The sequence below is a fragment of the Streptomyces sp. NPDC057877 genome (genome assembly GCF_042796855.1).
Lineage (GTDB): Bacteria > Actinomycetota > Actinomycetes > Streptomycetales > Streptomycetaceae > Streptomyces.
Genome location: NZ_JBHVMS010000017.1, coordinates 21,437 through 45,364, shown reverse-complemented (window position 1 = coordinate 45,364; position 23,928 = coordinate 21,437). Strand labels below are relative to the sequence as shown.

Annotated in this window: 13 protein-coding genes and 2 pseudogenes; 10 read left to right on the top strand and 5 right to left on the bottom strand. The window is 73.3% G+C overall.

Features of this window, described 5'->3' with window-relative positions; all coding sequences use genetic code 11:
• The first annotated feature begins 248 nt into the window (after positions 1-248).
• The 6 genes from ACFVQG_RS37135 to ACFVQG_RS37110 are packed head-to-tail and all read left to right on the top strand — an operon-like array spanning position 249 to position 15,243.
• Entirely contained in the window at positions 249-2,936 is a 2,688-nt protein-coding gene (locus tag ACFVQG_RS37135) for a DUF6603 domain-containing protein (protein ID WP_383392646.1), read from the top strand.
• Positions 2,933-6,493 (top strand): hypothetical protein, encoded by a 3,561-nt coding sequence (locus tag ACFVQG_RS37130; RefSeq protein ID WP_383392643.1) that lies wholly within the window; start codon positions 2,933-2,935, stop codon positions 6,491-6,493. The genes ACFVQG_RS37135 and ACFVQG_RS37130 overlap by 4 nt, the downstream gene beginning before the upstream one ends.
• Before the next feature lie 14 nt (positions 6,494-6,507).
• Positions 6,508-11,127 carry a hypothetical protein gene (locus ACFVQG_RS37125; RefSeq protein ID WP_383392640.1) on the top strand — a complete coding sequence of 1,540 codons (4,620 nt, stop codon included), beginning with the start codon at positions 6,508-6,510 and terminating at the stop codon, positions 11,125-11,127.
• Between the two features lie 2 nt (positions 11,128-11,129).
• Entirely contained in the window at positions 11,130-12,854 is a 1,725-nt protein-coding gene (locus ACFVQG_RS37120) for a hypothetical protein (RefSeq protein ID WP_383392637.1), read from the top strand.
• Positions 12,851-13,885: a WD40 repeat domain-containing protein gene (locus ACFVQG_RS37115; RefSeq protein ID WP_383392634.1), complete on the top strand. Its 1,035-nt coding sequence runs from the start codon at positions 12,851-12,853 to the stop codon at positions 13,883-13,885. The genes ACFVQG_RS37120 and ACFVQG_RS37115 overlap by 4 nt, the downstream gene beginning before the upstream one ends.
• Before the next feature lie 35 nt (positions 13,886-13,920).
• Positions 13,921-15,243 carry an Ig-like domain-containing protein gene (locus tag ACFVQG_RS37110; protein WP_383392632.1) on the top strand — a complete coding sequence of 441 codons (1,323 nt, stop codon included), beginning with the start codon at positions 13,921-13,923 and terminating at the stop codon, positions 15,241-15,243.
• Here the strand turns inward: ACFVQG_RS37110 and ACFVQG_RS37105 are convergent.
• The gene (locus ACFVQG_RS37105; RefSeq protein ID WP_383392629.1) at positions 15,204-16,439 is read right to left on the bottom strand and encodes a neprosin family prolyl endopeptidase; all 1,236 of its coding nucleotides are present in this window, start codon (positions 16,437-16,439) and stop codon (positions 15,204-15,206) included. The genes ACFVQG_RS37110 and ACFVQG_RS37105 overlap by 40 nt on opposite strands.
• A gap of 292 nt (positions 16,440-16,731) precedes the next feature.
• Between ACFVQG_RS37105 and ACFVQG_RS37100 the strand changes: the two genes are divergently transcribed.
• From ACFVQG_RS37100 to ACFVQG_RS37090, 3 genes are read left to right on the top strand one after another with little or no spacing between them, the layout of a single operon-like run.
• Positions 16,732-17,478, top strand: coding sequence for a hypothetical protein (locus tag ACFVQG_RS37100; protein ID WP_383392627.1), 747 nt, complete (start codon positions 16,732-16,734; stop codon positions 17,476-17,478).
• 43 nt (positions 17,479-17,521) lie between these two features.
• Positions 17,522-18,211, top strand: coding sequence for a hypothetical protein (locus tag ACFVQG_RS37095; protein WP_383392624.1), 690 nt, complete (start codon positions 17,522-17,524; stop codon positions 18,209-18,211).
• Positions 18,212-18,236: 25 nt separating this feature from the next.
• Positions 18,237-19,313, top strand: a complete 1,077-nt coding sequence (locus ACFVQG_RS37090) for a ferritin-like protein (RefSeq protein WP_383392621.1) — start codon at positions 18,237-18,239, stop codon at positions 19,311-19,313.
• Between the two features lie 33 nt (positions 19,314-19,346).
• Here the strand turns inward: ACFVQG_RS37090 and ACFVQG_RS37085 are convergent.
• Positions 19,347-19,883: pseudogene (locus tag ACFVQG_RS37085) on the bottom strand (NAD(P)/FAD-dependent oxidoreductase); the annotation flags it as partial.
• A 796-nt stretch (positions 19,884-20,679) separates the two neighbouring features.
• Complete coding sequence (locus ACFVQG_RS37080; protein ID WP_383392619.1) at positions 20,680-21,843, bottom strand: serine hydrolase domain-containing protein; 1,164 nt, start codon at positions 21,841-21,843, stop codon at positions 20,680-20,682.
• 421 nt (positions 21,844-22,264) lie between these two features.
• On the opposite strand from ACFVQG_RS37080, the pseudogene ACFVQG_RS37075 reads away from it, so the two are divergent.
• Positions 22,265-22,625: pseudogene (locus ACFVQG_RS37075) on the top strand (IS5/IS1182 family transposase); the annotation flags it as partial.
• On the opposite strand, the gene ACFVQG_RS37070 reads toward ACFVQG_RS37075, so the two are convergent.
• Positions 22,536-22,949 (bottom strand): class I SAM-dependent methyltransferase, encoded by a 414-nt coding sequence (locus tag ACFVQG_RS37070; RefSeq protein WP_383392754.1) that lies wholly within the window; start codon positions 22,947-22,949, stop codon positions 22,536-22,538. The pseudogene ACFVQG_RS37075 and the gene ACFVQG_RS37070 overlap by 90 nt on opposite strands.
• A gap of 55 nt (positions 22,950-23,004) precedes the next feature.
• Positions 23,005-23,928, bottom strand: a complete 924-nt coding sequence (locus ACFVQG_RS37065; protein ID WP_383392616.1) for a carbohydrate ABC transporter permease — start codon at positions 23,926-23,928, stop codon at positions 23,005-23,007.

Genomic DNA, 23,928 nt, shown 5'->3' with positions numbered 1-23,928 from the left:
TGTTGAAGCGTCATATGAGGCGGTGAAGTGGGTGACCGTCCCGGGGCGGGCGGGCGCCAGCTGGGTGAATTCCGTGCCGGACCGGCTCCGGCAGGCGGTTTCCGGCCGCTCGTGGCGCCGCCCCCGGCGCTAGCGTCGGACGCGTTTCGACCCCCCACCCGCTCTGACGGACCGCACACCTCTGGTGGTCGACGGGCGGAGATCGGCACCGACGACATGAACCCGCCCCGCCCCCTCACGGCCCGCTGATGACGGCGCCGCTGCCGCAGTTGGCGACCGAGCTCCGCACGGGACTCGGCCCCCTGCTGCCCCTCCTCCCCGGCATGTCCCAGACCGAGCGCAGGGAGCGGCTGGCGCAGGCCCTCGGGCTCTCGTCGCCCACGCTCACCCCGGACGACCTGCTGACACGGCTCGCCCTGCCGGACGTGGCGCCGCAGGGCGACCTGTGGCCGGTCCTCGTCGAGGTGCTGCGGGCGGCGCTGCGGAAAGCCCCGCCGGACTGGTCGCTGACGATCAGGAACGTGGTCTTCGCGAGCCCCGGCGAGGTGAAGCCGCTCGGCACCGTCGTGCCCGACACGATCGACGTCGGGTTCACGCTGAGCGGCCCGTTCCCGCTGGTGCCCGGTCTGGACGTACGCGACGGGGTGAGCCTCACGCTCTCGCTGCCCGCCGCCCAGCCGGACACGGCCGCGCTGTCGTTCCGCGCGGACGGCGTGGAACTGGCGTTCACCGGCCAGGAGTTGCTGAAGCTCCTCGTCCCCGGTGGTGTCGTCGTCAAGGGCTCCCTCGGGGCCCGGCTCGACAAGGACGGGTTGCGGCTGGAGGGCGGTGGCCGCGGCGGCAAGGGCGTCGCGCTGCCGGTCCACCGGGCCCCCGCCGGGCTGCGCGCGCCGTCGCTGTACGTGGCGGCGCACGACGGCGGGCTCCGGCTCACCATGTCCTTCCGTGCCTCGCTGCTCGGCGTCGCGGACGCGGCGGTCGACGACGCGGCGCTCGAAGTGCGCCCGACGGGCGGGGGTTACACCGCGACGCCGGTCGCCCCGAAGGGCGTCGGGCTCACCCTCGCCGTCGGACCGGCCAGGGGCGGGGGGTTCCTCGGCGAGCGGGACGGGGAGTACCGGGGCGCGCTCTCGCTGTCGCTGGGCGTCGTGGAGGTGAGGGCCTACGGCATTCTGCAACCGCGTCCGCCGTCGGTGCTGGTGGCGCTGAGCGCCGAGTTCACCCCGCCCGTCGAACTGGGTCTCGCCCTCACGCTCAACGCCGTCGGGGGGCTGCTCGGCATCGGGCGCGCCCTGGACCGTGACGGTCTGGCGGCCGTCGTGCAGGCCGGTCACCTGGACGACCTGCTCTTCCCTGCGGACGCCGCCGCGGCGGCGCCGCGCATCCTGGCCACGCTGGGCGCCGTCTTCCCGGCACGGCCCGGGAACACGGTGATCGGGCCGATGTTCCGGATCGGCTGGGGCCGCCCGGTCTCCTTCGTCACCGCCGATGTCGGGGTGGTCCTCGATCTGCCCGCCGGGGTGGTCGCCCTCCTCGGCCGGCTGCGGGTGGCGCTGCCCGCCCCGCAGGCTCCCGTCCTCGATCTGCGGGCCTCGATCGCCGGTGTCGTCGACGCCCCGAACGGCCTGGTCGAAGTCAACGCGAACCTCGCCGGTTCGCGGCTGCTGACATCGTCGGTGGAGGGCGGGCTGGCGCTGCGGGTGAAGACGGGGCAGGACGCCACGTTCATCCTCAGCGCGGGCGGCTTCCACCCCCGCTACACGCCGCCCGACGGCTTTCCGACGCCGAAGCGGCTCACGGTCCCGCTGGCGGACAGCCCTCTGCTGAAGGTCGTGTTCTCCGGGTACTTCGCGCTCACCCCCGGCACCGTCCAGGCCGGAGCGGAGCTGTCCGCCGTCATCGGTTCGCGGAGCACTGGCGTGTCCGGGCGGCTGTTCTTCGACGCGCTGGTGCGCTGGGAGCCCAGCTTCGGCGTGGTGCTCGACCTCGGCGGCGCCTTCGCGCTGCGCTTCGCCGGGGAGACGCTGTGCTCGGTCGGGCTGCGCGTCCGTGTGGAGGGGCCGACGCCGTGCTGGAACATCGCGGGCCGGGCCAGTGTGTCGTTCCTCTTCTTCGACGTCAGCTTCCCCTTCGACGAGCGCTGGAACTGCACCGGTGAGGCCAAGGCCCCGCCGCCCCCGGACGTCTGCCGGGCCCTGGAGCGGGCGCTGGACGATCCGCGCTCCTGGGAGCCGGTGCTGCCCGAGGGCGCCCGCGCCATGGTCTCGCTGCGCGCCGACGACGTGGGGGCCGCGGACCGTCTGCTGCACCCGCTCGGCCGACTGCGCTTCAGCCAGCGCGTCGTACCGCTCGGGACGCCCGTGGTTCGGTTCGGCCCGGGCCGACTGCCCAAGCCGCCGGACCAGGCTGGTCAGGTCTTCGACGTGGCGGTCAGCTTCCCCGCCGGGTCCGGGACCGTACAGCCGCTCACAGAGGATTTCGCGCGGGCCGACTTCTTCGACCTCACGGACGACGAGAAGCTCACCCAGCCCGCCTTCGAACGGCTGCGCTCGGGCAGCGAACTGACGCCGCCAGCAACGGCGGTGAACGCCACCCGGTACACCGTGCCGGTTGAATACGAGACGAAGTGGCTGGGCGGGGCGACGCCCACGCTGAGGCCCTCCTGGCCGATCACCGCCGCCGCCCTGAGCGCCGCGCTCCCCCACGGGGCCGTCGGCCGCAGCCTGGTGCACCGCCTGCGCAGCCGGTACGCCGTCCCCCCGCGCGAGCCGGTGCTGAAGGCGCGCGAGTACGCCATCGCGCACATCGGCACGCTCAAGGCGGAGACCGAGTTCCTGAAGAAGTCCACGTTCACCGAAGCCACCGCCCAGCTGAAGACCGTGACCGGCCGGTCCGGGCCGCTCCAGGTCGTACCGGCGCACGAGGTGAGGCCATGACCGCGTACACGTTCGCCTCCTGGGACCGGGCCGGTGCGGCGGCCTCGCTGACCGACGCCGATGACCTGATCCGCACCACCCCCGTACGCGGCTCGCTCGCGGCGACCGCCTCCGTGAACGGCCGCCCCGGGCGGCCGGTCCCGGTGCCCGCGCTGCGGCTGTACGGGCCCGGTGACGTCCGGGCGATCGTCCCCAACGAGATCGTGCGGGTCTTCCCGCTGCCCGGCACACCGGACGCGGAGACGACCCGTTTCCCGCTGCTGGAGTTCGAGCGCAGTGAACTGCCCTGGCTGTTCACCCCGCTCGCCCCCGGCCCGGCCGGACATCTGCGCCCCTGGCTCGCCCTGGTCTGCGTGCCCCTCGCGCAGGGCCGACCGCGGCGGAGACCGGGCGTACCGCTGCCGGTGCTGGAGGTCGACGGGACCGAACTGCCCGACCCCGCCACCCTGCACCTGTGGGCGCACGCGCAGACGCTCCCCGGGTACGAGAGCGACCCGCGGCGGTCGGTCTCCCGGCTGCTCGCGCCGCGCCGACTGCTGCCCCACACCGGCTACACGGCCTGCCTGGTCCCGTCCTTCGAGGTGGGCCGTCTGGCGGGACTCGGCGAACCGACCACCGGCGCCACCCTGTCCCCCTCGTGGGTGACCACCCCCGGCACCCGCTGTGAGCTGCCGGTCTACTTCTCGTGGACGTTCACCACCGGTGAGGCAGGGGACTTCGAGACGCTGGCCACCCGGCTGCAGGCACACCCGCTTCCGCCACGCGCGGGTCGTCGGCCGCTGGACGTGAGCCGCCCGGGACTGTTCGCCGACGGTCCGGGCCCGGTCGTCCAGGAGGTGGAGAGCGCCCTGCGTGCCCCCGGTACCCTGGCCCGGGACCCGTGGCCCACCGGTCAGCAGAGCGCACAGTGGCAGCGGCGGCTCGCCGACGCGCTGGTCCCGGTCGGCGACGGCACCGGCGACGAGGACCCGGACGTCCTGCCGCCGCTGTACGGCGGGTTCCACGCCCTGCGCGACAGTGCCGACCCGGCCTCGTCCGGCTGGCTCGACGCCCTCAACCTCGACCCCCGGTGGCGGGTCGCGGCCGGGCTGGGCACCCGAGCCGTCCAGGCCGACCAGGAGGCCCTCATGGCCTCCGCGTGGCGCCAGCTGGCGGACGTGCGGGCGGCCAACCGGTTCCTCGACCTGGCCCGGTTCGCCCGGCTGGTCGCGGGGCGGATGCATTTGCGCCATGTACGGCCGCTCTCCGCGGACGAGGTGCTGCGCCTGGCCACGCCGTTGCAGAGCCGGATCGCCCCGGGCGGCGCCACCACCCTGTGGGCGTCGGTCCGCGCGAGTCTGCTGCCGAACGCCATGGCCACCACGGTGTTCCACCGGGCGGTGCGTCCCATGGGCGTGCTCAGCCGACGGGTGGGACTGATCGCCGGGCGGGCGGCGGACGGGCCGCAGCCACCGCCGTTCGCCACGGTGCTGTCCCAGGTCGCCCCGGCCGGGCTCGCGGTGCCCCGACGCGACCCGGACGGCACGGTGGCCTTCGCCGTCGCACCGGAGCACGTCGTCGCGGCGGACCGACTGGCCGCCGTACGGAAGGTGTTCGCGCCCGACGACGGAGCGCCGGACGCCTGGCGGCGGGTCGCGGCCGACGCGATCGCCCGTGACCAGCGGCGGGCCGTGAGCACCGAGCAGCTCGCCGCCACCCAGCCGCTGCCCGCCGTGGCCCTCAACCGTGTCTTCCGGCTCGGCGCCCTGCCCGAAGTGGAGGCGCCCCGGGACTACCTGACGAGGACCAGGGTCGACCAGCACGGTGATCTGGTCTTCCCCACCACACCCCCGAGGACCGCGCCCGCCGGGCTCGGCCTGTTCACCCAGGCGACGGCCACGGGCACACCCCCAGGTCGGTTCACCGGCTCGTGGAGCGGGCCGTGGGACGGCGTCGGCGGCAAGGGCGGCGAGCCCGCGGGCCGCTGGCGGGGCTCGTGCTCCGGCACCTTCGAGGCGGGCCCCGAGCGGTCGGGGAGCTGGCGGGGCGTTTTCGAGGGCACCTGGAGCAACTACCCCGGCATTGGCGGCGGCGACGCCACCTGGCTGGCCCTGTACACGGGCACCTGGGAGTGCGGCGAGGAACGCGGGGTGTGGCGCGGCGTGTGCACCGGCACCTGGGACGGCGCCAACCTCTCCTCGGACGGCGTGTTCACGGGCACCTGGCGGTCCGGCCTCCGGCATGGCACGTTCCGTGGCGGCTGCCCGGGCAACTGGGACTGGGACACCCTCCCCAACAACGCGTCCGGCGAGTGGTGGGCGGACTGCTACGGCGAGATCCGCGTCGTCGGCGACGGCCCCGGCCCACAGCAGGACCCCTGGGAGCCGGAGCGCCTGAAGGATCTCGTGGCGGGCTGGCACGCCGACAACGGGTTCCCGCTGGACGCCTTCACCGGCGGGGGCCTGCTCGACCGGCAGCAGGACCTGCTGCCCGCACCCGCCGTGCTCGACGCCAGACCCGAGGACGTCAAGGACATGGTCGTCTCCGCGCACGACCGGGTCCTCGCGCCCACGGACGCCCCGGCGGTCCCACCCCGTGACCCCTTCCCCACCGGCAGCTCCCAGAGCGCGGTGGTGCGTTTGACGGACCCCTCGGTCACCGTGCCCGCGGTGGTGGACTCGCGGGTCGACCGGCCGTCCGGCGGCGCCGGGGACGCGCCCGTGCAGTGGGCGCCGGTCTTCCCCGACGCCATGTGGCCGCCCCTGTCCGAGCAGTCCGACGAATGGGTCTTCGGCGGGCTGGAGCACATCCCCGCGGACTCGGCGGTCCTCGCCCTCACCAACGCGCCCTTCGTGGCGGCGTACATGGTCGGCCTCAACCACGAGCTCGCGCGCGAGCTGCGCTGGCGCGAGTACCCGACCGACCAGCGCGGCACCTGCTTCGCGTCGTTCTGGGGGCACGGAACGGACCTGCCGCCCCTGCACACCTGGAACCCTGCCCTGCCGCTGGGCGCCCATCTCACCGCCCCGCCCGACCGGGTGGTCCTGCTGCTGCGCAGCGCCCTGCTGCGCCGCTACCCCGGCGCGATCATCTACGCGGCCCCGCTGCTGGGCACCGAACCCGACGAGGCCGGTGCCCGGCATCCGATCTTCCGCGGCGGCCTCGACCCCGAGACGGCCATGGTGGGCTTCGACCTCACCGAAACCGAGCTGAAGGCGTCCGCCTGGTGCTTCGTGATCGCCGAGCAGCCGACCGAGCCCCGGTTCGGCGTGGACGACCCGCCCGACGCGGCGCTCAGCGACCCGCCCACCCCGGACCTGTGGGGCCGCCGCTACAAGGCGCCCGACACCCCGGGCACCAGCGCGGACGACTGGAACAACCTCGACTGGACCCACCTCTTCGACACCAAGGACGCCTACCTGCGCGCCGCCCACGCCCCGGGGGCGGTGCGGCCCGGCGTCGTCGTCCCCGAGCAGCCCGAACTCGTGTGGGGCACGAGTGCCGCGGGCACCGCCCGACAGTGCTTCCAGCAGCCCGTCCGGGTCGTGCTGCCCGCCGACCAGTTGCTGGCCCCCTGAGGAGAGACCGACCGATGACAGATCTCGGCGCCCTGCGCCAGGCCGCCGCCACGGCCGAACGGCACCGCGCCCTGCTCGACGCCCGGGCCACCGACGACCAACGGCGCACCGCCCGGTCCCGGCTCCGCGACGCCCGGCGGGCTGTGGACGAGGAGGTGCGGGCCCGCGCCTCACGGGGGTTCGCGCCGCTGCTGCGCCAGGTGGACCCCGAGGTGCCGCTGGTGCTGCTGCCCGTGCGGCTGGAGACACGGCTGTGCCTGGACGGTCCGGGACCGGACCGGCTCCTCGTCCGTGTCTTCCCGGACGACCTCCACGTCGAGCAGCACGAGCCGCACCCCACCGACGGGGAGGTGCGGCAGGCCCGCCGCTACTGGCGGATGGTGTGGCGGGCGGGCCGCTCGGAGAACGCGGACGGTGACCGGGAGCGGCTGCTGCTCGCCGCCTGGGGGCAGTTGACGGGCGCGGTGGGCGCGCCCCGGGCACGGTGGCTCGTCCGGCGGCTGACGCCGCCGTCGGACACCCGGCCGCAGTCGCCCGTACCGGCCGCCGACGATCCGGTGCCAGAGCCGTCCTGGCCCGAGGTGCCGGTCCGCGGCCGGGGCTGGAACCGGGCGGCGACCGCCTCGACGCTGCCGGACATGTTCGTCGTACGGGCCTACCAGGGCGAGCGGCTGGTGGGCGAGCGGACCGGACGGGCGGTGCCGGACGTGGTGCAGCTGGGCCCCGACCCGGACGCCGTCCCCGCACCCGGCGGACCCGTCCTGGATCCGGCGCTGCGGTGGTTGACGGAGTACGGCGTGGCGGAGCAGCAGGGGCTGGCCGTCACGGTGGAGCTGCTCCCGGAGAACGGCTACGAGCCGGACCTGCGGCCCCTGCTGACCCGGGTGGTCGCCTTCGGGGTGTCGGCGTCGCTCGGCCCGGACGAGTCCGCCGCCCGGCTCGCGGCCCTGCTGACCGGCCGGGACGGGGACGGCGAGGCCGCCTTCGTGCTTCAGGGCACGCCGACCAACAACCTCCCGGGCGCCGGCGCGGTGGAGGTGGCGCCACCGGACGTCGACCGGCTGCTCGGGGTCGTGCCCGCCGCCCCGGCGGACCCGTGGGCGAACGGTGCCCGCAGCGCCGCCGCGCTCGGGGTGCCGGTCGGCACGCTCGACGCGCTGCCCGGCGCCGACGAGCCGGAGCAGGCCGACGCGCGCGCCCTGCAACTGGCGCTGTGGAGCGCGACCGGGGACTTCTACCTCGACGAACTCCTGGAGCAGGACAAGGGCGGTGCCGAACTCGACATCGACCGGAGCTGGCTGCGCCGCCACCATGTGGAGCACGTCCGCGCGCGTGGCCCGCTGCCGGTGCTCCGCGTGGGCCGCCAGCCCTACGGACTGCTGCCGGTGACCGCGACCGCGCGCTGGCGGGCCGATCCACGCGAACCGGCGGGCCTCGCGGGCCTGCACCGCGTCCTCGGCGTGCTGCGCCCGTTCTGGGAGGTGGGCGTGGGCACTCTCCCCCGCGTCGGCGGGCCGCGCCAGCCCGGGGAGACCCTCCCGTTGCCTCAGCCGGAACTGGACGTGCTGCGGGCGTTGGGCATGGCACCGGTGTCCCGGACGGTGTCGGTGCGCTCGGTCCAGGGCGGGGTGCTCGCCTGCTTCAAGGATCTCGGGCTCGGCATCCCGGGGATGAGTCTCAACGTGGGCGGGCAGTGCTTCGGGGGCACCGTGGAGGACCTGCACTCGCGGGCCCTCAACGAGGCGCTGGGCATCCGCCACCGGCCCCGGATCAGCCACCACGTCAACGGCCGGGCCACCCGGCTCTGGCTGCCGTACGCGCGCCCGTACCTGGCGGAGGGCGACCCGGTCGCCGCGCTGACCGACTTCCTGCACGGTGTCGTCGAGCGGTTCGAGCTGCGCAGGCTGAAGGTCGGCGACGACGCCCGCACCCTGCTGGAGGCGCTGCTGCGGCACAGCGCCAACCTGGAGTACGGGCGCGCCGCCGCCGGTGTGCGGGACCCCGGGCTGCGCTGGCCGCGGCTGCCCGTCGCCGACGTGCTGCTCCACCCGGACCGGGAGGTGACGACGATCGGCGCCGCCGGGCTCACGGCGCGGCCCTTCACCCTCTCCAAGATCATGCGGCTGGCCGTCGGCGCGGACGGTACGAGTGGTGCGGACCGGGGGACGACCGTGTTCCAGTCCATCGTCGACGCCCGGGTCTCCCTGGCCGGGCAGGTGCTGGAGGCGGCGACCCGCGGCCGGGGTGTCCTCGCCCTGCTGGGGACCGAGCGGCCGTGGAGCGTACGGCTCGGGGAGATCGACGCCGCGCTCCAGTACCTGGCCCGGCGGGTGGAGACCTGGCACCGGCGCGGGGACGCCTTCGGGCCGGTGGAGCGGCTGCTCGGCGAGTGCCTCGACCTGGTCTCCCACCGGCTCGACGCCTGGCTCACCTCCCTGGCTACCGCGCGGCTCCGCGCGGTGCGCGACCGGCGTCCGGCCGGTGTGCAGCTGGGCGCCTACGGGTGGGTGGAGAACCTGTCGCCGCACCCCGGCCACCGCAGCCGGGGCTGGGTGCTGGCGCCGTCACTGCCCCAGGCGGCCACGGCGGCGATCCTGCACAGCGGCTACCTGTCGCACCCGACGGACCCCGGCGCCTTCGCCGTCGACCTGTCCTCGCGCCGGATGCGTGTGGCGACGACCGTCCTGGAGGGGGTCGCCCAGGGGCAGCCGCTCGGAGCGCTGCTGGGGTACCGGCTCGAACGGCGCCTGCACGACGCGCGCGAGAACACCGACGCCCCGCTGGAACTGGACCGGTTCATCGCCCCGCTGCGCGCCAAGTGGTCGGTGCAGGGCCCGCAGCACCCGGGGCCGGGGGCGCAGGAGTTCATCGGCGCCCACGACGTGACGGACGGCGCGCGGCTCGCCGAGGTGCCGGAGGGCGAGGTGATCACCTACCTGCGGGCGAACTCCGGTACTCCGGCGATGACCGCCGTCGAGGAGAAGGCCGTACGACGTCATCTCACGGCGTTGCGGGACGACCTGGACGCGGTCGCGGACCTCCTTCTCGCCGAGAGTGTCCACCAGTTGGCGCAGGGCAATCCCGACCGGGCCGGTGCCACCGTGGAGTCGCTGGCGGCGGGTGGGCACGCGCCGCCCCGACCGCAGGTCCTCGACACCCCCCGGCGCGGTGTGCCGGTGGGCCATCGGGTCCTGGTCGTCGTACCGGAGGGAGCCGCCCGCGCGGCGGGCTGGGACGGTGCGGCACAGCTCGACCGGCCCCGGGCGAAGGCGGAACCGCACCTGGACACCTGGGCCGGGCACCAGTTGGGGGCCACCGCGCGCATCCGGATGCGGGCCGCTTGGGTACGGCCGGGGCAGGACCCCGGCGCGGGAACGGCGACTGTCACCGAGCACGCCTGGCCGCTGAGCGGGTACTGCGCCCTGGACGTGGTGGTGCTCGCCGCCGCGGGGCAGTTGCGGGCCGTGCTCGAACACGAGCTGCTCGACGAGCGGCCCGCGCACGTACCCGCCGGCGCCGTGCCGGTCCTCAAGTCCGGGCGGGCGCAGGGCTGGGCCCGCGGCGTCCTCGGCCTGGGCCAGGTCGAAGCCCTCGCAACGGCGGTCGCCGGGGTCCTCGCCGCCGCCCGGCCCGGGACGGCGGCCGATCTGGGCGCCGCGCACGACGGCGGGGCACCGGCCCCCGACCCGGATCTGGCGCGCCGGGCGACGGAAGCCCGCGACGGCCTCAAGGCGGCTCTGGCGTCCGGGAGCCTGGAGCGGTTGTCCGCGTACGGGGTGACCGCCCCGCCGTCCGGGGCCGCCGGGGAGCCCGCCGACCAGCTGGCCGGTGCGCGGCGCAAGGCCGAGGAGCGGCTCGCGCTGGCGGAGCGGTTGGCCGCCGACGGGGGTCCGGGTGCCGACTCGGCGGTGCTGGAGGCGGTCTTCGGCAGCGGTTTCCGGGCGGTGGCCCTCACACAGGTCCCGAACGCGGACGACCTGGACGCCTCCTTCGGACCGGACCTGGACCGCGGGGGCGACGCGCGGCTCGTCCCCGGCGACTGGGTGGAGCAGATGGGCACGGTCCGGCCGGGCACCGGCGCCCTCGCGGACCTGCTGCTGCACAGCGGGGCGGCCGGGACCGGCACAGGCCACGGCCTGCGGATCGGGCAGGTGCCGTTCGCGCCGCACGACCGCTGGGTGGGCGCCGGGCGCACACCGCAGGACGAGGACAAGCCCGCCACCGGGCTGGTCGTGCACGGCCCCACCCAGTCGCTCGCGGCGGGCAGGGCGGCCGTGTGCGTGGTGGACGAGTGGTCGGAGCTGATCCCCGCGCAGCGGCACACCGCGGGCGCCACCTTCCACTACGACGCGCCCGGTGCGCGCGCCCCGCAGGCCGTGCTGCTCGCCGTACCGCCCGTCATGCGGGAGCCCTGGACGCCGGACGTGCTGGCCGACACCGTCGGCGAGGCCCTGGACCTGGCCAGACTGCGGCTCGTGGACCTGGACGCGCTGGGCTGGCTGGGTCGCTATCTGCCCGCGGTCTACCTGCCGGAGACCGCGCTGGGCACGGCCCCCAGCGTGAGCGTGAAGGACCTGATGAAGCGGGCGGACCTGAAGCCCATCGTGAAGCTGTTGAGCGACGAGGAGTCCTGACGGTGTTCGATGTCCTGCACTTCGGCCAGTTCCACCGCGTGGAGCCGGTGGTCAGGCCGAGCGGCACCGGCGGCCAGCTCGACGACGCCCTGGCGGCCCGGGTCGCCGATCCGCTGTTCCTGCTGGCCCGGCAGTGGCAGGTGGCGGAGTTCGCGGGCGAGGACGGCGGCTCGCCCGTGTGGTGCGAGATCAGCACGGAGAGCGCGCCGCTCGGTTCGTTCCGGCCCTCGGGCACCGGGGCGCCCGTGCCGCTGCCGAAGGGCGTGCCGCTGGAGTTCCTGGCGGAGGCCGGGGCGACGGCGGGCGAGGCCGCGCGGCAGCTGACGCTGCGGGCCGTGGCCCGCGCGGGACGGCGCTTCCTCGCCACGCTGCGCACGGTGGGGCTGCCCGCCCCCGTCCTGGACGATGTCGACGCCGCGGTCCTCGCCAAGGCACCGCTGCCCAAGGCTCCCAGTGACCCCGCCGAGGACCCGCTGGGCCGTGACCCCGCCGGACGGGCGCTGCGCGAGGTACTCGCCCCGGGGGCGCCCGACGGGGCCGCGCTCGCCGGTCACCTGGGCGACGGCTGGCGGCCGCCCGGGCTCACCGGGGCCCAGCGGACCGCCTTCGACCAGGCCGCGCGGTCCTGGCTGGCCTGGTTCGAGGACCAGTACGTGCCGCCGGTGCCGTCCAGTTGGGCGCGGGAGCGGCTGGAGCACCGGTTCGCGGTGACCGGCTCGGTCGGTGACCGCCAGGTGACGCTGGAGGCGCCCGAGTACACCGGCGGCGCCGCCGACACCTACCACTTCGACCTCGACACCGGCGGCAGCGCGCTGCCCGCGTCCGGCGGTGACGGGTCCGTCGGTGTCCTGCCCACCCGGGTCACCTACCCCGGTATGCCCGCGGAGCGCTGGTGGGAGTTCGAGGACTCCGACGTCAACCTGCCCGCCATCGGCGCGGGTGCCCCGGACCTGGCCCGGCTGCTGGTGGTCGAGTTCGCCAACCTGTACGGCAACGACCACTGGATGGTCCCGCTGGAACTGGCCACGGGCGCCCTGCACCGGATCGCCTCACTGAAGGTCGTCGACACCTTCGAGGAGACGACCGTGATCGGCCCGGCCGACGACGCCCACTGGTCGGTCTTCCGGCTGACCGACGCCCGCAGCGGCACGCCCGGGCCGCCGCTGCTGCCGCTGCTGCCGACCGCCTCGGCCCGGCTGGAGGGCGACCCCGTCGAGGAAGTCCTGTTCGCCCGCGACGAGATGGCCAACCTGGGGTTCGCCATCGAGCGGATCGTGCAGAGCGCCACCGGCCGGCCCCGGGTACGGGGCGACGAACCGCCCGACGACGATCCGCAGGTCCCGCCCGCCGACCCGGCGGCGCTCGCCTACCGGCTGGTGTCGTCCGTCCCGGCGCACTGGATCCCGCTGGTCCCGGTGCCCCTGGAGGCCGGGTCGGCGGCGGTCTGTCTGCGGCGCGGGCAGATCCCCCGCTTCCGGCCGGACGGCACTCGGCTGCCCCAGGTCAGGGCCGCGGGCAGGATCCTGGAACCGGAGGTGAAGCGGGTGTTCTTCCGCGACGAGGAGGTCCCGCGCTCCGGGGTGACGGTGAGCCGGGTGCCGGTGGTGGCCCGCGGCGAGGACGGCCGGGTCCACCAGTGGGTGGGGCGGCGCGTCCGCGCCGGACGGGGAGAGGCGTCCAGCGCTCTGGCGTTCGACGCGGCCCTCCCGCCGAGAGGGCCGCGATGAGCCCGGAACGGCGCCCGCGGATCGTCAGGCGCCCGGTGGAGGACTCCGGGGCCGTGTTCCGGGTGGTCGGCGAGGTGGGCACGGGCGACGCCGAGTTGGTGGTCTTCGTCCTGACCTCGGACGACGCGGAGATCGTCGGTCTGGACTTCCTGGGGAAGGGCTACCGCTGGGACCGGCTGCTGGGACACCGGCTGTCCGGCCCGGTCCCCCTGGACGGCCGGACCGTCTGGGCGGTACTGCTCACCCCCGACGACCGGGAGATCGTCATCGGGTGCGGCGACGGCACCGTACGCCGCCTCGACCGGGTGTCCGGCAGCCCCCTGGCCGAGCCGTTCACCGCCCACCCGAGCCGGATCCGGGGCCTGGCCCGCACGCGCGACGGCGCCGAGGTCGTCACCGCCTCCCAGGACGGCACGGCCCGCCGCTGGAGCCGCGAGACGGGCGCCCCGCTCGGCGACCCGCTGCGGGGACACGCCGGTACGGTGCGGGCGGTCGCCCTCACCCCCGACGAGGACGAGGTCGTCACCGCCGGGCAGGACGGCACCGTACGGCGCTGGAGCCGCCCGGCGGACATCCCCGTCGGCCCGCCGCTCCTCGGCCACGGCGGGCCCGTGCAGGCACTCGCGGTCGCCCCGGACGGGCAGGTGATCGCCTCCGGCGGCCAGGACGGCACGGTCCGCCGCTGGAGCCGCGACACCGGCGGGACGCTCGGCGCTCCCCTCGTCACCGGCGCTCCTGTGTGGGATGTGCTGCTCACCAGCGACGGCGAGGTCACGGCGGGCTGCGCCGACGGCACCCTGCACCGCTGGGACCGCACGGGGCAGCGGATCGGCGCGGTCCTCGCGGCCCACGCCTACGGTCTGCCGTCGCTGGCGGTCACCCGCGACGAGACCGAACTGCTCACCTACGGCTGGGACGGGGCGATCCGCCGCTGGGAGCGCGTCACCGGCGTGCCCACCCGGCAGGCGCGCGGGCAGACCCGGATCGACCTCGTCCCCCGCCTGGAGATCAGCGGCACGACGCCGTTCTGACGCCCTGGATTCCGACCATCGACCCGGGAGAGCCGATGCCGTCCATCACCCTCGATGCGTCCGAGCTGACGTATCCCCTCGTCGCGGTCACCGGTGGCGGGACCGACTACCTCGCGGACGGTGCCGGTCCGCGGCCTGAGGTGACGCTCGCGCCCCGCGCGGGATACCGGCTGCGGCTGGGCGACAGCACGGTCGCCGCCGTGAGCTTCGAGGTGCGGGAGGACGGCGGCATCGACTTCGACCCGGCGTTCGACGCCTTCCTCGAGGGGCGCGGCGGGCGACGGCTGACCGTGCGCGGTGTCCCGGTCACCGTCGACGCGCGGTCACTGGACCATCCGCTCGTCCTCGACCTGCCCGAGGCGGCTCCTCTCGCTCAGCACCGGGTCCATGAACTCCGGCTGCTGCCCGCCGACGGGTACCGCCTGAAGGCGGCGGCCGGTACCGCCGACAGCTGTCTCGCCTTCTCCGTCTCGGGCGACGGCCGGGTACGGCTCGACCCGGCCGTCACGGACGGCGGCTACGCCGACGCCGCCGGGCGCACGCTCACGGTGCGCGGACGCACCATCGTCGTCGACGGGCGGTCCCTGTCGCACGGGCTGCTGCCCGTCGGCGCACCGGTGACCGGCACCGGCTTCCTGCCGCGCACGTCGGTGCACCGGCTCACACTGCTGCCGGGCTCCGGTTACCGCTTCCAGGCGGGTCCCGGTGTGAGCGCCGACTTCACGTACACCGTGGGCGCGGACGGTACGGTCGACTACCCGCGGTCCTGCGACGCGTTCCTGGCCGGGCGCGGCACGGACACCCTGGTGGTGGGCGGGTTCCCGGTGCTGCTGTCGACGGTCCGGGCCGACAGCGACCTGGGGGGTGTCACTGCTGTCGACGACCTCCCCCAGGCGCCCCGGGAACTGGCCGCCGTCCTGACCCCCGCGACGGGCTACTTCGCGCGGACGGCGCACGGCCTGTGCAGCGCCTTCCGGGTCGCCCGTGACGGCTCCCTCACCTTCGAGGACACGGGCGTCGCCTCGTTCACCGTCGGACACCCGGTCTCCGTGCCGCCGGAGGACTCCGACGAGCGGCCCACGACGCTGACGGTGCGGGTCGCGGCGGCGGTCCCGGGCGGCCGCCCGCCCCGGGGCGAGGTCACCTTCCGTGCCGGCGGACGGGTGCTGGGCACCGTACGCCTCGACGACGTCGGTGTGGCGACGCTGCGTACGGCAAAGCTGCCGACGGACGGCGCGGGGATCACCGTCTTCTACGAGGGGGACGACGAGCACCGCCCCGTCACCGCGACCGTGCCGTCCGACGACGCGGCGACGGCTCAGCAGTTGAGTCCGCCCGGGCCGCCGAAGAACAGGTAACTGCCCCACGACGAGCCGGAGTGGTTGGTCACCTCGAGGCCGTAGCAGTTCACGGACGTGGGCTCGGGCGTCAGGTTGGCGGACTCCGCTCCCGTGGGCAGGGCGATGACCACGTCGTGCTGGTAGGCGGCGTGACCGTACCCCGCGGGGGGACGCTTCCCCGATCCCATCGACGGGAACGACGTCCCCACCCCGCCCACCTCGCCGCCGAAACCGGCCCCGGCCGCCTTGGTGGCCAGCACGCCCGAGCCGAAGGTGGTGGTCGGGTAGTAGCCGACCCAGGCGCCGCCGACGCTGAACCACCAGCCGCCGCCCGTCAGGAAGAAGCCCATGCGGTACTGCACCGGGGCGCCCGGCCGGGAGGCGGTGAGCACCGTGCCGAGGACGTGCGAGGCGCCGTCCGCGTACACCCACCGACCGAGGTGGTTGTCGTTGTAGAACCAGGTGCTGTAGCCGTCCGGTGTGTAGAACACGAACAGGCGGGGCTTGTTGTCGAAGGGCGGGCCCAGCCGGTAGCCGCACTCCACGGTCTGGAAGGGGCTGGAGTGGGCGCCCGAGGTGTACCACTGCTGCGAGGCCGAGGACTCGACGCCGAACACCTGCGGGGACCACACGTTGATCCCGCTGGCGCCGCCGTGGTTGTCGCGCATGTCGTAGGCGTTGCCCCAGATCTTCCCGAACGGGTGCGCCACACCCGCCTCGTCACGCCGTACGCGCAGACCGCCCCGGAGGTAGTCCGTGAGCGTGGGGAAACCGACGAGCCGTTCGAGGGTGAGCCGGAGCATGGGTACGGTGCCCCGCGGGCACAGCATCTGATTGCCGTAGCGGTCGCGGCGGTCGGGCCGCAGCTGCGGGGGCGGCGCATGGGGCGGCTCGGTCACGAACTCCGGGGCGTCGGCGTGTTGTCTCCGGAGTTCGTACGGCGGGTCAGGGGTGGGCAGCGTCTTGGCACCGGTCCTCGCCAGGCCCGGCTGCCGCTCGGTCGGTACGCAGTCGACGATGTCGCCGTCGGTCTCCGTGAAGGAGTGCACGGCCTCCAGCGAGGCGTTCCGGTCGATCAGGTAGCGGCGCATCTCCTCGAATGCCGCAGCGTCCCGCACGGCGCTGTCGGGCCGCGAGGCGTATGCCTCGAATTCGGCCGTGTACAACGAAGCGACGAATTCGGAAAAGGTGGGTATCGCGGTGTGAACTGCCATGACGGGGTGTCCTGTTCGGCGTTTCGACCGCGTCTCGCGCGGAGCCCGTGCTGCGCCCCGGCACCTGCCGGTTCCTCGCCCGCCGGGCGCACCCTGCCGGTTCCTTCAGCGTACTGCGCGGTCCGGTGCCGGGCCATCGCGGCGGGGACGGCTCGGATGCGGCGTACCGCCCGCCGTGTCAATCTGAAGTTCGGGGCATGTGACGCGCAGGAAATCCGGGGGCCTGACGCGCAAACAGTTCGAGGAACTGACGCGTAGAAAAGTTGAACTTGAGACAGAGGTCGTCATGACAATGTCCAATGGTTCAGAGTCCAACGGTTCGGAATTCCCGCCCCCGCGCCCCGGTCGGCCCCAGCCCGCGCAGGAGCCGTCGTTCGCGCCCCGGGGCCGCCGGAGCGAGTTTCCCGTCCAGGGGCACGGCGAGATCCCCGACATCCTGCGCCTCACCGTCAGCCGTATGTCGGCGTCGGGGCCCCATGCCGAGACCTCGTACCAGCGGGCGCTCGGCCTCGCCCGCGGTCAGGACGGCACGGATGTCGCACGGGTGCTGTCGGAAGCCGTACGGGCGCTGCCGGAGGACGCCTACCTGGATCGGCTCTCCCTGACCCAGGTCGCCACGGACCTGCGGGACCCGGCGCTGGAGGAGTTCCTGCGGCGGACCGTGACGGCACAACTGCCTCCGGAACGCGGTACGGCCGACGGTCACGGCTTCAGCACCCGGGCCCGTGAAGTCCTCATCCGGATGGTCGCCGTGGAAGGGCTCGCAAGGCTGGCCGCGGACGGCTCGGACACCGCCGCGGCGAGCCTGCTGGACGCGGTCGGCCACGAGAACCGGACGGTCCGGGGCGCGGCCGTCGCCGCGGTGCGCGGGCTGGACGGCGACTACACGGGCGACCTGCGCGAACGCCTCGGGCCCGACGACGGGGACCTGCTGCAGACGCGCCGACTGCGGATCGAGGATGTCCCGCAGCCCACGGGCGGCACCTACGTCAACCACCCCGGCGCCGGAGACGGCATCCCCCCGCCGGACATCCCGTGACGGCGGCGCACCCCACCGCCGCCGCAGCCAGGAAGTGATGACCATGGCAGTGTGCGGAGCCACGGTGCCGAGCAAGGCCCTCAGTGGCGACGACTTCTACGGCCCGCTGATCGCCAGCCAGGCGATGGTGAGCTTCTTCTGGAACACGTACGGCTTCAAGGACTCGTCGGCGGCGGCGACCTGGAAGAACGGGTGGGGCTACGAGGACCCCTACAACACGGATCTGCCGCTGGCCCGGACGTTCACCGCCCTGTACGCGCTCACCTACTCGGCGCCGGACTGGCAGAACGACTCCTACACCAGCACGATGCTCAACTTCGCCCGGCGCTACGTACGGGAGAACATCGACGACCTCCGTGCCCGCTGCGGCGACGGCACCGCCGCGGCGCACTCGTTCTACGGCCCGCTGTACGACGACCGGGTCGAACTCTACAAGGGCTACTGGTACACGTCGGTGGTGGTGGAGCGGGCGTCCACGCTGCTCCACGAGGCCCGGCACATGGGCGGCAAGAGCCACAACGCCAGCTTCCCGCCGTGGTCCGTCTACTCGGGGAGCGGCGCGGACACCAACTGGGCCTACGACGGCGCCTGGGCCTATGACACCAACTACCTGTGGTGGTTCTCCTCCCACGGCACGAACACGACGTCGGGAATGAAGAACATCGCGAAGCAACTGGGCAACTTCATGATCCAGAACTGCTTCGCGACCAGGCCGCCCTTCGTCATCGTCTGACGGCGCCGCCCCGAGGAGGTCCCCGATGAACACCTACGTCACCGCGCGGAAGGACAGGATCGTCTCCTTGCTCGACCAGCCCGTCGAACAGCGTGACGTGGTCTGGCTGAAGGAGGCGGCCCAGCAGGCGATCCTCCTGGAACTCGCCACCCTGCCCCCCTATCTGTGCGGCCTGTGGTCGATCGACGACACAGGCGGCGACGAGCAGGTCCCCGAGGCACTGCGGGCCGTCGTCTTCGACGAGATGTCCCACCTGGGGCTCGCCTGCAACCTGCTCACCACGATCGGCGGCACACCCCGCCTGGCCGACGCGTCCGTGGTGCCGACGTATCCCGGACCGCTGCCCGGGGGCGTACGGCCCACCCTCAACGTCACCCTCGGCGGACTGACCCGGGAGTCGGCGGGGATGTACGCGCGCATCGAGGAACCGGACGACCCGGTCGTACGCGGCGGCATCGCGGCGCACACCTCCATCGGAGCCTTCTACACGGCGGTCCTGGAAGCCTTCCGCGCCCATCCCGAACTGATCCGGGGAACACGGCAGCTGACCCGAAACATGGCACACCACGGCTCCGGCAACAACGTGGAATCCCTCAACTCGCTGGCGGCCGTCGAGTCGGCGATCGGCGTCATCAAGGAGCAGGGGGAGGGCACTTCGGCGTCACCCGAGAACCCCCACCCCGGTGAGCAGGGCGAACTCGCCCACTTCTACGTCTTCCGCGCGATCCACCTCGGCCGCGAGCTGGTGGAGGACCCCGAGTACCCCGGGCAGTGGGCCTTCAACGGACCGGAGATCCCCCTGCCCCGCACCCTGCCCATGGGCCTCGTACCGAGCGGCGGCTGGCCCCGCAAGGGGCCCGCTGCCGCGGACCCCGAAACGGCGGAACTGCTCGACGGCTTCAACCGCTCCTACAACACCATGCTCGAACTGCTGGAGAAGGCTTGGCAGCAGGACGTGCCCGCCAAGGCCAAGGAGTTGCTCGGCAAGGCGGTGGTCCAGATGTTCACGCTCCAGGAGCCCGCGCGACTTCTGATGCGCAGGCCGCTCCCGGACGGCAGCGGACAAACCTACGGGCCGGAGTTCCGCCACGTCTCCATCTGAGCCCCGCACACGCTCACGCCGCGACCCTGCTCGGCCGGTCCTCGGGACGGCCACCGCGACGAAGGCGTCCCGCGGGTGCTGGACGGAGGCGAGGGAGACCAGGTTCCTGCCGAACAGCGCGTCGGTCAGCCAGATGGCGAGTACGCGCACCTTGCGTTCCCAGGTGGACACGGCCAGGACGCGGTGGCCGCGGTGCATCAGCCAGGTGAGAAGTCCCTTGATGACGATCCGCTTGTACTGGAAGATGCCATGGCCGATGCCCGGCGTGGCGACCACTCCCAGGCTGCTGTGGCGGTAGTCCACGGGCGCGCCGTCGGTGCCGACCCGCAGGTCGGGGCGTACGACGAGCAGGCCGCGCTCGTCGACAGGCAGGTCGGTGTGGTGGTGGACGACCAGGTTGGAGCCGTTGCCCGCGGTCCACACGGTCTGCTCGGAATCGAACTCCGTTCCGTCGGAGAGCACCACGTGCCCGTCCTCGGCGGACCGGAGCTGGCTGTTCAGGTGGACGTGCGCGCCACAGCGTTCGAGGGAGCGGACCACCCATGCGCCGGGCCCGTCGCTGGCCTGCGGACCTTCCAGCAGGAAGTCACAGGAATAGTGGACGGCCGCGTGGACGTGCGCGGCCCAGCCGAGACCGCCCTCGAACAAACCACCTGCGGGCCGCGTTCGCCGCCGGTGTGCTGTCGGAAGGTGACCTCCCGCATCTCACCCTGCAGGGGGACACGATCTACACCGATTGGGACGGCGAGGGGAGCACCGCCGACATGGCGGATGAGATCACCTGGCCGATGCTGTGGACGCCCTGCGCAAGGAGGTCCGCAGGTGGCGAGCCGACGATGGGCGATGGCCCACGGCCAACAGCAGGCCGAGCGCGTCAGTAACGAGTACCTCGTGCGCCCCCTGGCCTCCTTGCCCGCACAACTGCCACCAGGCGCAGCCAGTCCGCACCACGGAGAAGACCGCGTCCACGATCCGACGCCGCGGATACCTCTCTCGCCACCCGCCCTTCGGTCCCACCCGCGCCGACGACAGAAACGGCTACCGCCAGAGCCCACTGTTCATCCGTCAGGTCCGACGGACACCCACCACGGATTTCCTCTCGAAGGCGCAACGGCAGGCTTACCCCTGGGGCACGGCAGCTGCTTCCCCACCTGAGAGTCCGCCGGCCCGCCTCCCCCGGCACGGGGTTCGTTGAGGTTTCCGTCACGGCGGTGCCGTTGGGCCTTCGTGCCTGTGGTGCTCGGCGAGACGTCGCGCGTGCGGGTCGTCGGGTTCCGTGCCGGTGGCGTAGCGGCCGCGGTGGCTCGCGCCTCCGCGGTCAGGGGCGTCTACGGGTGGTGGGTCGAGTCCGCCGACACCGGCCGGTCTAGCCGAGGGGTACCGGGCGGTCGTAGACGTTGTCGGGGGTCACGATCTCCGTGATGGCGCGAGCGACCAGGGAGGACGGTTCCTGGCCCTCGTAGGTGATGTCCGTGTTGAGCATCAGGACCAGGGTGGCCTTCTTGGAGGGGAGGTAGACCGTCACCGTCTCGTAGCCGGGGATGGAGCCGTTGTGGCCGATCCAGCCTCCGGAGTCGAAGATGCCGAGGCCGTAGCTGGTGCCGGGGTGGCCGGTGGGGAGGGTCCGCAGACGTTCCTGCTGGGTCCGGGGGGTGAGCAGGGTGCCGGTGGCGACGATCCTGGCCCAGCGGCGCAGGTCGTGCAGGTTGGAGATCATCGCGCCCGCCGACCAGGCCCAGCTGGGGTTCCAGTCGGTGGCGTCCTCGACCTCGCCGGTCAGGGTCTGGTTGGTGTAGCCGCGGGGGTGTGGTTCGGGGAACTCGGCGCCCTCGGGGAAGAGGGTGTGGTCCAGGTGGGCCGGGCGGAGCACCCGTTCCGTGATGAAGTCGGCGACGCGCCTGCCGCTGACCTTCTCGATGACCAGGCCGAGGAGGACCAGGTTGCTGTTGGAGTACTGGAACTCGGTGCCCGGCGCGAAGGTGTTCTCGTGCCGGTAGCCGTACGCCAGTACCTGCTTCGGGGTCCAGGTGCGGTACGGGTCGCTCAGCAGGGCCCGTACGAAGTCCGGGTCCTCCGTGTACGGGAACAGGCCGCTGCGCATCCCGGCGAGGTGGCGGAGCGTGATGCGGTCGCCGTTCGGCACCCCGCGGACGTAGGCGGAGATCGGGTCGTCGAGCCGGATCCGCCCGTCGTCCACGAGCTTCAGCAGCGCGGTGACCGTGAAGGTCTTGGTCTCGCTGCCGATCCTGACGAACGGGTCGGTGCTCATCGGCCTGCCGGTGGCGGTGTCGGCGACCCCGGTGGCCCGGACGTACTCGCCCTTGCCCGGCATCCACAGGCCGACGACCAGACCGGGGATGCCCGCCTCCCGGCGTACTTCCTCGATCGCCTCGTCCAGGCGGGCGGTCAGCTCGTGGCCGAGGCCGTCCGGGTGGGGGTGGACGTGTTGGTGGCGGGGGCCGTGCGCGGCGGGGGTGGCGGAGACCGCGGTGGGGACCGCCGCCGTCATCGATGCCAGGAGTGACGCCATCAGCAGTGCGGTGGAGAGCAGGAGGCGTCGCCCCCGGGGCCGCGCGGTGCGTCTCGGCGGGAGTGTCCGAAGGGGGTGCGGCCAGTGGCTCATAGTGCCTCTCTTCCAGAGGAGGTCAGGACGAGGCAACGGCACCATTCGCCGACCGGGTTCACGGTGTCCTGGCGTGCGCCGGTCGGAAGAGTCCACTCGATCGGGCCCTGGGAGACGGCCGCGTCTGGGGTTGGGCGGGCGTCAGCGGCGGCGGACTGCGGCGACATCCAGCAACCGCATGTGGTCCCGACGTACGAGGCGGGAACGGACTCCTGCAGCGGGTGGCGCGGGGTTGGAATCCTGCCGGAGGCGCTGCTGGCTCAGTACGGCGCTCCTGTGCCGTTGAGAGAGATTTTCGGCGTCTCAACTCAGCGGCTTGGGAGCCTCGTTGGTTCCCTGTCCTGCCGCACTCGACCTCCCGTACGTCCTGGTTGAGTGGGGAACCATGCTCATCGTCACCCGTGAGGGTGACCGCCGCGTGCTCTCGTCGGCTTGATCTACCTTCGCCGACACGACACGACACGCTCGCGCAGATCGCCGCCGGTTTCGGCATGTCCGTCGGTACTGCCCGCACCTACGTCGCCGCCGTTGTCGGCCATCTGTCCTGCCGGGCGCCCGGGCTGCTGCGGGTCCTGCGGGAGACGGGTCCCGATCATGTCCTACTCGACGGAACGCTCGCCGAATGTGACCGGGTCGGTGGCAGCCGGGACGACTTCTCCCAGAAGCACCGCCGCCGCCACGGCGTGAACGAGTGGGGCGGTAAGTGGCCGCCTATGGGGTTTTCCATGGCCGCCGTCAGGTTGGCGTGAGAATCGGCGTTTCATGCCGCCGATCCAGCTCTGTTCGACGTGGTGGGCGTCGAAATAGCTGCCGCCGTCTGTGAGCCCGTCCGCTGTCAGGTGGCTGGTGGCTGGTGGCTGGTGGCTGGTGGCTGGTGGCTGGTGGCTGGTGGAGAGGATCAGCCACCCCTCCGGGACGAGGACGCGGTGGAGTTCTCGCAGGGCCGCTACGCGGTTGTGGACATAGTGGCTGACCGGCGTGGCGAGGACGCATGTGGAGGCTGTACCCCGGATCCGGTTGCGGGGCGACGGGTGGTTCCGGATCCGGGGTGGCTGGTGGCCGTGTCGGCTACTTCACGGCGCCGGCGGTCAGGCCGCGGGTGAGTGAGCGCTGGAAGATGAGGAAGAAGACGATCATCGGGATGACGCCGAGGAGGGCGGCGGCGCTCATGGCGGTGGGGTCGCTGGTGTACTGGCCCTGCATGACGGACAGCCCCAGGGGGACGGTCTGCTGGTCGTTGGAGATGAGCAGGACGAGTGGGTAGAGGAACTCGTTCCAGCTCCAGACGAAGAAGAACACGCACATCACCGACAAGGTGGGCCAGCTCATCGGCAGGATGATGCGCCACAGGATGGTCCAGCGGCCCGCGCCGTCCAGGGAGGCCGCTTCGATGAGTTCACGCGGGAAGCTGCTGAAGACGGAGGACAGCAGGTAGGTGCCGAAGGCGCTGTAGGTGATGCCGACCAGGATGGTGTAGCCGAGTTTTCCGTCGTACAGGCCCATCTCCTTGAAGAGGTAGTAGATGGGGTAGACCAGGCCCTCCTGCGGCAGGACGTTGACGCCGAGGAAGAACACCAGGAAGGCGGTGCGCCACCGTATGCGGCCGATGCCGATGGCGTAGGCGTTGAAGAGGGCCAGGGCGACGGCGATGACGACGACGCCGAGGCTGATCTGGATGCTGTTGATGAGTTTCTGGGTGAAGTCGACGCGCTCCCAGACGTCGGCGACGATGTCCCAGTTCCACTGTTCGGGCCAGGACAGGGAGCCGTTGGCGCGGTAGTCGGCACTGGTCTTGAAGGAGTTGATCAGGATGATGCCGAAGGGTGCGAGGAAGGCGAGGACGAAGACGGTGACCGCGGCCACGACGGCGTAGGAGCCTGCGCCGCGCTTGCCGGGCGTTCGCTGCTTCCGGTCTCGTCGGGTGGAGGTACGGCCGGGGGTGTCCGTCTTGTGGACGGGCGGCGCGCTGGGGGTGGTGGTGTCGGTGGTCAT

Bases quoted from the DNA above. Each gene is read 5' to 3' on its own strand.
- ACFVQG_RS37100 (WP_383392627.1), top strand. From the start codon at position 16,732: ATGTCCAATGGTTCAGAGTCCAACGGTTCGGAATTCCCGCCCCCGCGC.
- ACFVQG_RS37080 (WP_383392619.1), bottom strand. From the start codon at position 21,843: ATGGCGTCACTCCTGGCATCGATGACGGCGGCGGTCCCCACCGCGGTC.
- ACFVQG_RS37125 (WP_383392640.1), top strand. From the start codon at position 6,508: ATGACAGATCTCGGCGCCCTGCGCCAGGCCGCCGCCACGGCCGAACGG.
- ACFVQG_RS37115 (WP_383392634.1), top strand. From the start codon at position 12,851: ATGAGCCCGGAACGGCGCCCGCGGATCGTCAGGCGCCCGGTGGAGGAC.
- ACFVQG_RS37090 (WP_383392621.1), top strand. From the start codon at position 18,237: ATGAACACCTACGTCACCGCGCGGAAGGACAGGATCGTCTCCTTGCTC.
- ACFVQG_RS37110 (WP_383392632.1), top strand. From the start codon at position 13,921: ATGCCGTCCATCACCCTCGATGCGTCCGAGCTGACGTATCCCCTCGTC.
- ACFVQG_RS37095 (WP_383392624.1), top strand. From the start codon at position 17,522: ATGGCAGTGTGCGGAGCCACGGTGCCGAGCAAGGCCCTCAGTGGCGAC.
- ACFVQG_RS37105 (WP_383392629.1), bottom strand. From the start codon at position 16,439: ATGGCAGTTCACACCGCGATACCCACCTTTTCCGAATTCGTCGCTTCG.
- ACFVQG_RS37130 (WP_383392643.1), top strand. From the start codon at position 2,933: ATGACCGCGTACACGTTCGCCTCCTGGGACCGGGCCGGTGCGGCGGCC.
- ACFVQG_RS37135 (WP_383392646.1), top strand. From the start codon at position 249: ATGACGGCGCCGCTGCCGCAGTTGGCGACCGAGCTCCGCACGGGACTC.
- ACFVQG_RS37065 (WP_383392616.1), bottom strand. From the start codon at position 23,928: ATGACCACCGACACCACCACCCCCAGCGCGCCGCCCGTCCACAAGACG.